The sequence below is a fragment of the Methanolacinia petrolearia DSM 11571 genome (genome assembly GCF_000147875.1).
GTDB lineage: Archaea > Halobacteriota > Methanomicrobia > Methanomicrobiales > Methanomicrobiaceae > Methanolacinia > Methanolacinia petrolearia.
The window spans coordinates 1,230,502-1,242,584 of record NC_014507.1 but is presented as its reverse complement, the minus strand read 5'-3'; the positions used below and the strand labels follow the sequence as shown (position 1 = coordinate 1,242,584).

8 protein-coding genes are annotated in these 12,083 nt (G+C 46.5%); 2 read left to right on the top strand and 6 right to left on the bottom strand.

The genetic code is table 11. The features are described 5' to 3' along the window. Positions 1–169 precede the first annotated feature (169 nt). The 5 genes from MPET_RS15655 to MPET_RS06150 all read right to left on the bottom strand — a co-directional run bounded on the left by MPET_RS15655 (position 170) and on the right by MPET_RS06150 (position 10,736). The gene (locus tag MPET_RS15655; protein WP_048130706.1) at positions 170–6,943 is read right to left on the bottom strand and encodes a PKD domain-containing protein; all 6,774 of its coding nucleotides are present in this window, start codon (positions 6,941–6,943) and stop codon (positions 170–172) included. A gap of 313 nt (positions 6,944–7,256) precedes the next feature. Beyond that, positions 7,257–8,102, bottom strand: coding sequence for a hypothetical protein (locus tag MPET_RS06165; RefSeq protein WP_013329153.1), 846 nt, complete (start codon positions 8,100–8,102; stop codon positions 7,257–7,259). Between the two features lie 263 nt (positions 8,103–8,365). Then, complete coding sequence (locus MPET_RS06160) at positions 8,366–9,208, bottom strand: CBS domain-containing protein (RefSeq protein ID WP_013329152.1); 843 nt, start codon at positions 9,206–9,208, stop codon at positions 8,366–8,368. 5 nt (positions 9,209–9,213) lie between these two features. Beyond that, complete coding sequence (locus MPET_RS06155) at positions 9,214–9,642, bottom strand: universal stress protein (RefSeq protein WP_013329151.1); 429 nt, start codon at positions 9,640–9,642, stop codon at positions 9,214–9,216. Between the two features lie 35 nt (positions 9,643–9,677). Further along, positions 9,678–10,736: an amidohydrolase family protein gene (locus MPET_RS06150; protein ID WP_225353856.1), complete on the bottom strand. Its 1,059-nt coding sequence runs from the start codon at positions 10,734–10,736 to the stop codon at positions 9,678–9,680. A gap of 29 nt (positions 10,737–10,765) precedes the next feature. On the opposite strand from MPET_RS06150, the gene MPET_RS06145 reads away from it, so the two are divergent. Continuing rightward, positions 10,766–10,942: a preprotein translocase subunit Sec61beta gene (locus MPET_RS06145; protein WP_013329149.1), complete on the top strand. Its 177-nt coding sequence runs from the start codon at positions 10,766–10,768 to the stop codon at positions 10,940–10,942. A gap of 21 nt (positions 10,943–10,963) precedes the next feature. Here the strand turns inward: MPET_RS06145 and MPET_RS06140 are convergent, their stop codons facing one another. Next, positions 10,964–11,707, bottom strand: coding sequence for a coenzyme F420-0:L-glutamate ligase (locus MPET_RS06140; protein WP_013329148.1), 744 nt, complete (start codon positions 11,705–11,707; stop codon positions 10,964–10,966). A 205-nt stretch (positions 11,708–11,912) separates the two neighbouring features. Here MPET_RS06140 and MPET_RS15310 point away from each other — a divergent pair, with 205 nt between their 5' ends. Next, a complete protein-coding gene (locus MPET_RS15310) occupies positions 11,913–12,080 on the top strand; it encodes a type II toxin-antitoxin system RelE family toxin (protein WP_013329147.1) in 168 nt (55 codons plus the stop codon). Positions 12,081–12,083: the final 3 nt, after the last annotated feature.

The window sequence follows — 12,083 nt, the reverse complement described above, 5'->3', positions numbered from 1 at the left end:
GGCGTATTACGATTATTTTTGAGACAAATCCAAAACACGGCAAAAAAGACCGAAAAAAGCCCAAATCGAGGGTTTTCAGGCATCACACATACCTTGGAAATGGGCTAAGTCACCCTAAGATCAGATCTATGGCTTTTTCAAAAAACAGACTAAAAGAGTGTTAAGAAAATTATTTTTTGTCGTTCTTCCTGCACCTGCGGTTCACAACCGCGATTGTGCAAAGAAGTCCGAATACGACAAAGACGATCATACTGCCGAAAAGGGGCGTCGCCTTTGGAGTTGCCACGGTTGTCGCAGAGTCTGCACTCTTTTCTACCCCTGCGAGGGTTGGCTGTTCTGTCACTTCAGACTGCAGAGACAAAGACTTCACCTGATCGAGATCGGGCACAGCGACTATCGCAAGGTGACCAAGTGATGCGGAATCGGCATAGTAATAGCAGACTCCGTTCTCTTCGGAATCAAAGACTGTCGAGAGCTTCGTCCATTCGTCTTCATCTTCGCTGTAATAATACAGCGAGAGGAGATCCGGCGATGAAAGCCTGCTGTCCACCCAGTCCGAGAGGATACTGAACCTTATCGTGGATTTGCTCACGTTTTCGGCCGGTGTGTCGTATAAGAACGAGGCAATGTACTCGTACACGTCGCCTTCCGGAGCTTCGGCTCCCTCGGGCATAATCCCGGCTTCAACTGTGACAAACAATACCGGGATGTCGGTCTTTGCATAGACATCCATCTCGTAGATGCTCGTTTCATCGAAGTGAAGCGTCGCCAAATCTCCGGCCTTAAGGTTCTCTGCACTGTCAATTCCGATCGCAGATGTGCCTCCGCCCGATGCCGGGATCGAGGCCAGAGAAGCAGTTACTTCCGGTTGCTGTGTCGTCGCAGCCAGCCCGAACATCGACAGACCGTTAGGCGAATATCCTTCGAACGTCATTATTCCGTTACTCGTTCCGATGTAGGTCGTATTGAGCACCTCCTTCTTTCCGTCCTCGGCTATACGGATAATCTTTATCGATTCTATTCCGCCGTTGGCCTCTACCCACGACTCAGGTACTGACATCGTGATCCTTGCCTCTTTGATCTCCTTTCCGTTCGTCAGGTTGCTCTTTACGATATTCATCGTGTATGCAACATTATCGACGTTCAGGCCGCTCGAACTTGCGGCTATCTGGAAGGCGGTTCCGCTTCCTGAGTTGCCCTTCTCGATTGTTACTTCAAGTCCCGAATCTTCCGGTAGATCGTTTAATTCGATATCGACCGAACCGCTGACGTTTCCGAGCTCATCGAGAACTGCCTCAACGGGATCGGTTTCAAGCTCGATTCCGGTCACATCGGAGACGAGACTGTCGCCGTTTGTCGTCGGAGTCTTGTCGGATTTAATCGTTATCGTGTAGCTGCCGGAATCTACAATTATATTGTTGCCGCTGACCTGGACTTCGGACTGGTTAACAGTATATTGTTTGCTCCCAGTGCTGCTGTTGGTGAGCGTACCGTTGTTCTTTATCGACACATCCTTTGTAAGCTTCTGGACACCCTTGACGGTGATGTAATTCTTCCTCGCGGAACTGGAGTCACCCTTTTCGTTTTTGGTAGTAAGGGTGACAGAGTAGTTGCCCACGTTTTCGAAGGTATATGCCGGGCTCTGTTCTTTGCTGTCTATCTTTCCGTCGCCGTCAAAGTCCCACGCCCATTCGGTCGGGTAGTTCGAGGACGCATCCGTGAACTGTACTTTCAGCGGGTACTCTCCTTTAGTATTGCTTTTGGCGACGAAGTGAGAGACCGGTTCAGATGTTTCGGTAACTGTTGAGAGATCATCGATGTATGAATCAATAGTAATCCCGCCATTATCATACCCAATTTTTACTTCATGGACGCCGACATATTTCTCTATAGAGACATTATATTCAGTCCATGTATATGGACCACTGCATTTATCGGTTTGTACCAGTTCGTCATCTATATATATCTTGTAATACTGGGGATATCCGTCCATAGCGCCAGTCACATAACCCCAGAAGGATATTGACGAAACATCCGTGAGGTCAAAATTTTGTGCTATTGAACAGTCGGAATCAACATACCCATGATAATTTATGTAACCACTGTAATTTCCGCTATGTACCTGGGCAGTTGATATTGCTGCAGATGAACCCAATTCCCACCCGGTATTATCTCCAGTCTCAAAGCCGGAGTTGACTATCCTGTCAGCGGAAGAATTCCCTGTGACTACGATATATTCCTCTTCTGTATGGGTTGAATTCCCGCCGTTGTTTCCAACAGAGAGACTGACAGTGTAGAGGCCCGGGGCATACCAGTGAGCCGGGTTCTGCTCGGTCGAGGTCGTGCCGTCACCGAAGTCCCACTCCCAGGACACCGGCGAGTTCGTCGAGGTGTCGGTGAAGTTTACCTCGAACGGGGATACACCGGATTTTACATCAGCAGTGAACGATGGCTCGGGAAGCTTCCCTGAGATCTGTTTGATCTCCGTGCTCGTCGTATTGCTTCCCACATAATTTGTGGCTGTCAGGTTCACAGTATATACTCCCGGCTCGGTATAGATATGCTCTGGATTCTGTTCGGTTGAGGTTATACCATCACCGAAGTCCCAGTACCATGAGTAAGGCATCCCTGAGGAGGTATCGTTGAACTGCACCGGTTCAAGAGCTGTTCCAATCATGGTACTTACATCAAATCCTACAACAGGCGGTTCGGTAGTTCCGAAGACCTGATATTCGGTGCCGGTGGATGACATGACAAAACCGGTTCCGTGGTTCGAGGCATTATACCACCCGTATGCATTGAAGACTGCAAATGTCGTCAGATTATTGAATTCATATTCGACCTTTATGTAACCATCGGATACCGTCTGCGTGCATCCCACATCCAGGTCAATAAACATCAACTCGAATGTATTCGACGTATCGCTCATGTCCTGACCCTGGAATACATTATATGCCCCGAAACGATGCGGTCTCCAGTTCTGTGGACCGTAGATGAAGTCTTCCCTTGTAAAGGTCTGGTTCACTGCTCCCTTGACATATGTGAGCGGTCCGATATTGTTGTCATTAAGTCCACTGGCCATAGGTGGTTCAAAGTCGTAGCCGCTCGAGCGGATATGCACGCTGAAATCGTCGGGGATCGTCCCGTTCACTGCAAGGAGCAGTACCCCGTCATGCATGTTCGGCTGACCGCCGGTATGTGTAATCCAGAATTCACCTGAACCGTTGGTTGTCTTCGTGACCTGGCCATATTTTACAGACGGATCGTTTGATACATGAAGTGCATTAACTCCCCCTACGGATTCCGTATAGAGCATGAAGTATGTGTTGTTTACGAATACATAGTCCTGATAACCCTTTGCTTCGTTGGTAACTCCATTCTCTATATTATACTTTACACCCTCATCATTTGCAACATACAGGTTAAGGGACTGATTCAAAGGAAGCGGTCGTGCATTTGTATAACTGGACTTAATGTAGTCAGTCTTTGTAATCGTATCGCTGCCCGCATCATTCGTTGCTTTCAGCGTAACGGTGAAATTACCGTTCTTTGTATAGGTATGTACAGGATTCTGTTCAGTGGAACTAGTACCATCGCCGAAATCCCACTCCCATGAAATTGGTTCAAATTCCGAATCATCGATGAACTTGATCGGTAGCGGAGACATGCCATATGTCCTGTTAACGGTGAAGTTCGCTACCGGGGTGAGCATATCCCTCACCACAATCCGGCTGAGGGTTACATTGCTGCCACCGTCATTCGTTACGTTCAGGGATACGGAATAATTCCCTTCAGATTCAAATATATAAACAGGATTCTGCTCGGCCGAAGTGTTCCCGTTACCGAAATCCCAATGCCAGCTTGTGATATTATAGCCCGTTGAATTGTCGGTAAAGGACACTGAAAGCGGCGGCATTCCGACCGTTTTATTCGCCTCAAACGCGGCGACCGGCTGATCCTGTTTTCCTACAATTATCGTTTTTGTTACATTGCTGTTACCGCCATAGTTCGTTACCGTCAGGCTGACGTTGTAGATTCCATAGACATCATAGGTATGCGTTGTGTTCTGGTCGGTACTGTCTATGACCCCATCGCCGTTGAGGTCCCATTCCCATGAGAGAAAAGGTGAATTTTCGGATAGATCGGTGAAGGTCACATCAAGCGGAGCCTGTCCTTCTGTAACAGAAGCTTCGAATTCAACAACCGGGGTCGCCTGTGCGACTACACTGATGGTACTACTAAAGGTATCACTGCCTGCCGGGTTTTTGACATATAACTTTACAGTATATTCACCTGAAGAAAGATACGTATGAGTCGGGTTCTGTAATTCAGACGTATTTCCAATACCAATATCGCCGAAGTCCCACAGCCATTCGGCCGGGGTATTTAACGAGGTGTCTGTGAAACTGACGGTCATCGGAACCTGACCGGAAGTTACATCTGCGCTGAAATTAGCCTCTGGTGCTGCATAAACCATGACATACCCGGGTTTCGATGCGGTGAACGCCTCACCGGAATCCTGGTCGGTTATAGTCAGGTTGACGGTATACGATCCGTCGGAGAAATATGTATGTGCAGGGGGATTCTGCCCGGTGTAATTCGTTCCGTCACCGAACTCCCAATACCATGATGATGACGACACAGTCCTGCTGGAAAAGCCGCTGAACTGTACGGTCAGCGAACCTGCTCCAAAGGTGTTGTCTGTGGTGGTAAAGTCCACAACGTTTTCAATAGCATAAAGATTGCCATTAGCATAACTACCTATGTAAAGCGTCCCGTCAGAATCAATAGTCGGTGAACTATACCAATTATCTGCAAGAGGCAATTTCCATTTAATACTTTTGTCAGGATTTACTGCATAGATGAATGATGACGTTGTGCTAGCTGAAGTATAACTTCCAAAATAAATCGTACCGTCATTCCCTATAGTTATAGACTTTACGTATTTTTCAGTATCCAAAGTCCATTTTTCAGTTCCATCAGGATTTATTGCAAATAATAAACTGTCACCATAAGATCCAATATAGATTGTTCCATCAGGTCCAATAACAGGAGAACAATACTTGAAATCTGCCCCATAATTATTATTAGCATCATATATCCACTTAACAGTCTTATCTGGATTTATTGCATAAAGAGCACCATCAGAACTTCCGACATATATTGTACCATCCAAACCGATAGCCGGGGAAGTCCTAATTTTATCCCCGGTAGAATAATTCCATTTTACAGATCCATCGTCAGGGTTTATCGCATATAGATTTTTATCATCAGATCCAACATAGATCGTTCCGTCGGAACCTATGGCAGGAGAGTTATATGATACACTTGCTCCAAGAGTAGTATTCCATTTTATAGTTCCATCAGGATATATGGCATTGAAATTAGATTTGTATGCGGAATATATGATCCCGTTCGGTCCGATTGCAGGAGATGTAATATAGTTCCCGGCTTCGGTCATATTCCAGATTTCTGACCCTTCAGAACTTAGCGCATATAAATAACCACCTACTGCTCCGACATAGATCGTTCCATCGGAACTTATCGCAGGTATACTGTCTATCTGAGGACCGGGGGAAAAACACCATTTTGTCTCATGAGTGTCAGGATCTAATGCAAAAAGGCCAGATTGCGTTGGAACATATAATACCCCATCAGATCCTATTGCGACCCCTCCTAAATAAGTCATTATTCCTAGAGAGACTGGACCCCACTTAAGCGTCGCAGTCTGTGGTCCGTCATAAGGTGATTGACCACTGTTGTTTGAATCATAGCCAAATTCGGGCCATGCAGAATCAGCAAGAAGCGAACCGGGCGAAATACTGACTGTAATATAATCAGAGACTACAGTAGAGTTGCTGATTCCGCCTGAATTCGTTGCGGTCAGGTTTACCGAGTATGTTCCGGCACCGCTGTAAGTATGGGTTGCATTTTGCTCCGTTGAAGAAGAACCGTCGCCGAAATCCCATGACCACGATGTCGGTGAGCCGGACGAAGTGTCGTTGAACTGAACCGATAAAGGAGCATCACCGCTTGTCACATTTGACGTAAAAGAAACCACCGGTTCAACAGAGGCCGAAGTCTGATTTAGAATTTTCAACTCGCCGTCAGTGCCGATGTTGGTCCAGGATATGCTTGGGTTAGGACTGGAAGGATCATCAGAGCCCGAATAGATCCACCCGTATGCGTCGACGACCATCATCGATTCACCGAGATTCTCTACCTGGTAATCTACTTTCAGTTTCCCGGCGTTGTTAAGACCCGAATTTGCGATACTGGTATAGTCCCCAATCTTGTTACCGAGAATTCCCAGACCCGTATCGACGAACATGACACTGAAATTCTCTTCTGTGTTGCCGGTATCCTGTCCGTTGTAGATCGCGGTCGTCTCCGGCGGTCTCGTTACCTGCGGACCGTAGGTGAAATCGTCTTTTTCGAAGGATTCACTGACCCCAGTCTCATACGAGATATCGGAAGTTGTAAGACTATGAAGATCTCCGTAAAGGCTGGTACTGTTATATCCGACATTATAACCGGTCGCTTCGAAATGAGCGCTGAAGTTATCCTGGATCGTACCGTTTACGGCAACCATCAGGATGACCTTCTGGACACCCCCCTCACTACCATAGAAATTCAGGTAGAAACTCCCACTTGTCGAACTCCCGGAAATGCTCTCACCGATTTCGTCGGTATCGATGGAATCGCCGGTCTCAAAAGTTAAACCATTTTGACTTGACTCTTTGAAACACATCGCATAGGTACCGTCGTCATATATATTGGCACTCGCACCTCCGTTGTTTGCCACATTAAGGCAGAAAGAGCTTAACGAATCCGTTCCGATAGTATCAGGAAGAATAGTCCCCGCCGAGGCGGGAATAATCATAAGCAGTACAATAAATATCGCTGAAATGAACAGCTTTAGCTGAGCGTCGGCTTTTTTCAATTATATCACCAGTCAGATCAATACCCCCATGTAAACTATAAATAATTTACATGATATTTTAGTTTACCACTACTTATTAATCAAGTGATAGTATATAGTAACATCTAATTTAAACAGAAAAAGTAAACTTAATTTGTTTAATTGTGAGGCAAACATGATCTTTGGATGTCGGTTTAAGCAAAGATTACCTGCCCGGCGAGGATAGTAAGTTTAATAATTTTAAATCTGTTAAAGAAGAAATTCAGTTTTCATTAAAAAAGAATTGATTTCCCTGTAGAGGGAATTCATCCTTATAACTGCGATCCCATTTACTTCACGGAGCAGTTACTCTCCAGACACTTGATTCCGTTGTTCCGGTGACGTTGTTTGTCCAGCGGATTCCGGGGTTATCAAATTTCAGCGCACCGTTAGTTTTGCGAGTCATGTTGTTCCACGCGTAGGCGTTGAATACTACTGTTTCATCGGAATCTAACCCAGATATAGAGTAATCCACTCTAACACTACCATTATTGAGCAGAGAGGTACCATTATTGAATGTTCCCACATTGCTCTCTACGAATAGAAGATAGCAGTTGTCAGAACTTCCGTCAAAGATCGGGTAATCTCCAACATCGCCGATTCCGTGGACTCCAGGTTTCCAGTTCTGGAATACATCATCTTCATCACCATTTTTCGCATAATCTGAGTTTGAGAATGATCCATTCAATGCCGAATAATTAAAATCTACATCATCTTGAGGCGGTGCAAAACCTTCTCCAGTTAGATCCCACTGGTAACCACTACAATTTAGTTTTATTGAAATCTCTTCATTCGTAGAATTCACCGCAGCAAGAAGAACAATATCATCCTGGAATTTTCTCCCGCCGGTATCGGTAACATAGAATGTTCCTGCCAGATTTCCTGACTCATTAATATCTCCAGCTGGAGCATTGACAGGATCATACGAGATATGAAGCGCATTTATTCCGTCGTAGTCTAGCGTCCAATTTATTTCATACGTGGAAAACCTTATCGAATTCGCAAAATCGGGAACGATGTTATTCCAGTCATCCATCAGTGGAGTAGCCGAAGCCGGCAAAATGCCGAAAGCTGCGATCACGAGCAGTGCGGTAACTGCAATGCCAATTGATTTTCTCATACTTCTTTTTTGTTTTTCCATGGTTTCACCTCTTGGTGATAGATAGTGTTCACAAAAAGCAGTTTACTTAGTGCCCCCTGTAAACAATAAATGATAGACAAGGGAGATATATATCACTTTCCATCGGAGGAAAAATGTTATCAATTGATTCGAAATCCTGAGAAAAAAGAAATGAAAAATTTTCTCCTATATGAAAACAAAAATCATCTCTAAAATGATCCTGTTCAGGAAAATCGATGATTTAAACCGCAAATTCGGTTACAAATGATAAAAAAGAATTAATCCTATTTATCTTTGCAAAGCGACCTTATCAGTTTCCTGTCGAAGAGGATCGAGACCATACGACGATCGCCGTTGATCACCGGAAGCTGGTCCACCCTCGATCTTTTCATCTTTAAGGCACATTCGCTGACTTCGGCATTCTGCGGAACAGCGACGACCTCGGTGATCATCGCCTCCTTTACAGGCTTATCGGGGAGCTGGACCTTCGAGATGCCGAAAGAGATTGTGTGCATGTCGCGGATGCTCTCCCACGTCCATTCGTCATCGTCGGTTCCGTTCGAGAGATCGCTAACCTCGACGCTGTCCTCGATCATTGCATGCTTTATCAGGTCCCTCTCGGAGATTATACCGGTAAGCTTGTACTCCGAATTGAGGATAGGAATTGCATCGAATCCCGATATCTCCATTATCCTTCCGACGAGCGGAAGAGGCGTCTCTTCCCAGAGAGCAAATGTCTGGCTGGTAAATTTGTCCTTGATCTCGTCCCTGAACTTCATCTGGGCGACACAGGTGATGAGATCGGCGATACTGATTATTCCTGCAAGCCTCCCTTCATCGACCACCGGAAGTCTCCTGAAATTGTATCTATCCATTATGGTCGCTGCTTCCTGTATGGTCGCATCGGGACCGATCGTAACAGGATCGGATGTCATCAGAAGGCTGAGTTGTGTCTCCTCGGCCTTGCGCAACATATCTTTGCGGGTAATAATCCCTACCAGTTCGCTGTCCTTTGTTACAGGAACTCCGCTGATCCCCGTCCTCTTGAGAATCCTGAGAACATCATCCCTGTTTCCCGGTGTCTCAACCGAAACCACGTCCTCGACCATGTAGTCGCGGACCAGCATTCTGTCTATAGTCTCACCACCATCGTAGACACCTTGCTGTGTTTTGTTACAAAATCGGTTACGCTGCCGAGAAGAAGACGATCTATTCCGCTCTTGCCATGAGAGCCCATTACGATGAGGTCAGCCCCGATCTCCTCGGAAAGTTTGACTATCTCATCACCTGCATGCCCTTCCCTGATATACGAGTTGTATCTCAGCGAATTCTTCTTGGCCCCCTCTTCCGCCGCATTAAGTGCCTCGTTGCCTATGGTTTCGAGACGGTTGTAAACGACTTCCATTGTACTGTCGGCAGGAATATTTTCAAATCCGCCCGTTTCAATGACATAAACAGCATTAAGTTCCGATTTCCAGACTCTCGCTTCTTCAAGCGCCGCTTCGAGAGCCTTCTTACTAACCTCGGAACCGTCAACTGCTACAAGAATTGTACTGAACATATGCAAGCCTCGATTTTGTGTTTACAATTTTTTCTTTAAATCTTAAAATACATTCTCTCGATATAGGAAAAATTCATCCTGTTTACTATTGTTTTTACAGGATCGCGGCTGAAAGAAAGATTGGCACGCACCGGATCAATGGTAAAGAATGACGCCTTTTTTTTCTCTTTTATGGAATAATTGCGGCCGAAGACCTCCGATCCACCTACAGCCATATCGACGACTTCCTCCGGACCCTGCCCGTAGACTGTCGACAGAAACGCCATCTCGGAGAACATGTCGGGCTGGACGAACATCACATTATCCGTTCCAAGGACGACTTTGCACCCGAATTCGATCATCTTCATTACAGGGGGGTTTTCAGGACCGGATGCGACACCCAGTATCCAGTTGGAACGGGGGCATATTGCAATCGGAATTCCCTCATCGGCACATCTTTTCAGCTGACTGTCGGTCGCATAAGTGCAGTGCACGAGCAGGTCCGCACCGGCATCGATCGCCGGATCTATATCCCGATCGTCTTTCTCACCGGCGTGAAAGGCTACAAACCCGCCGTTTTTCTTCACGCGGGCGGCCCTTTCGATAACATCGCCGCCCTCCTTCGTGCTCGAAACACCAATCCCATACGAGACCTCTTCTCCGCCGTCTCTCCCGAGGATAATCCCGTCGGCACCCGATCCCCCGATAGCGTATTTGAGGATCTCGACCCCTTTGACTCCCCCTTCCCTGAAATCACAGAACCCGGGGGTTGCAGACGACATCATGAATGAAATGCTCTTCCTCATCCCTTCCCTGAGGAGATCGTCTCCGGTCCGGGCCAGGATCCTGTGCTTGAGGCCGTCGGGAGGGGAGACAAGTTCTGAAAGCGATCCTTTCGCCCGGACGTCCATTGCCACGGTATCGGCGAGGTGGGTATGCGAATTGAAGAGGCAGGGGAAGATCCATCTTTCTTCTGCGGATTCGACCTCGTCTATCGAGTGTATTATTCCGTTCACGACACAGATCTCGACATCCCTCATTCCCGGTTCACGGCCGAGATATGCCCTGCCCGACACCACAGTCTCTTTGTCCATCCTGATCACTCTGCCTCTCATTTATATATTCAAAACACAGACATATAAGCATGGCAGCGAAAAATAAAGGAGGCCGTCTGGTATCATCCGCTGGTCTTGTAACATACTACGACAGCGAGGATAAGAGAGCAGTTCACCTGTCTCCGAAAACGGTTCTGATCACAGCAGCGATAATCGGGATAATCATCGGTGCACTGGATCTGGCCTACGGTTTCAATATGTTCTAAAAAAAGAATAAATATTTTTTGTCAGTTTATTTTTCTCAGTGCTTTTATCGTTATATCGCATTCGGGCTCGAAATACAATTCATTATGCCCTTTCCATTCCGGACAGTTCCTGAAGACCACCGCAGGCACACCCCTGTTCGATTCTCCCATAAGGAAATTAGAAAACGCTGCGATCTCATCCACGACAGCTTCTTCTGTGATCTCAAGCACCCGCCCGAAGAGATCGTGATCCCCACGGAAATCATTGATCGCATCCATTCCGGCCCAGCCGATCGCAACACCGGTCTGTCCTCTCCTAAACGATCTTCCGCATGTATCCGTGATTATCACGCGGATATCTTTGCCGGAAATCTCACGAACCCTCTCCATGATCTCTTCGGCAGCCGCCATAGGATCGGGGGGAAGGATGATCACATGACCCCTCTCCACGTTCGAGTTGTCGACGCCGGCCCTGACCCCGACATGCCCGGAGCTCATCTTGGAGAGAACAAACGGATATTCGAGCACGATCTCCTCGGTCTGGTCGAGGACAACCTGAATGAACCTCTCGTCCTCTCCGCACATTCCGGCGATCTCCTTCGCCTTTTCCGAAGGAACCACTTCATCGAGAGTCCTGATGTGCCCTTTTGATTTTGAATAAACCGACGAGGCGATGCAGAGGATATCGCCATCAATTAGATCGATCTTTTTGCAGATTTCTCCCGCGAGATCGTCGCCCGGATGAAATACAGGCAGACCCTCGACAGGAAGGACTTCAATACTCATAACCTGATATCAGGGTTTCATGATATTAAATCCGTTCATTTGGAATAGTCGGCGGGAACAGACGGGAATCAGATTTTAAAAAAAATGTGATTTAAAAAGGAAATTCAGGATGAAAGCGCATTATCAGGCAATATCCGTCAGGAATTATATCAGGATCGTGTAACCATCAAAAATTATTATTGTTCCCAAACGAATAGTGCGTCAAATGAATACTGAATCCATTTCCATGGAGGATATGAAAAAAGAGATCGATACAATAAAAGAGGAGATCTTTCGCATCAGGATCGGTGATTACCGTGTATTGCATGAAGTCGATTTCGGTGTAGAAATTATCGGGAGAATAAAGATCGGCAAACGTTCAAACGTTTACTGACAA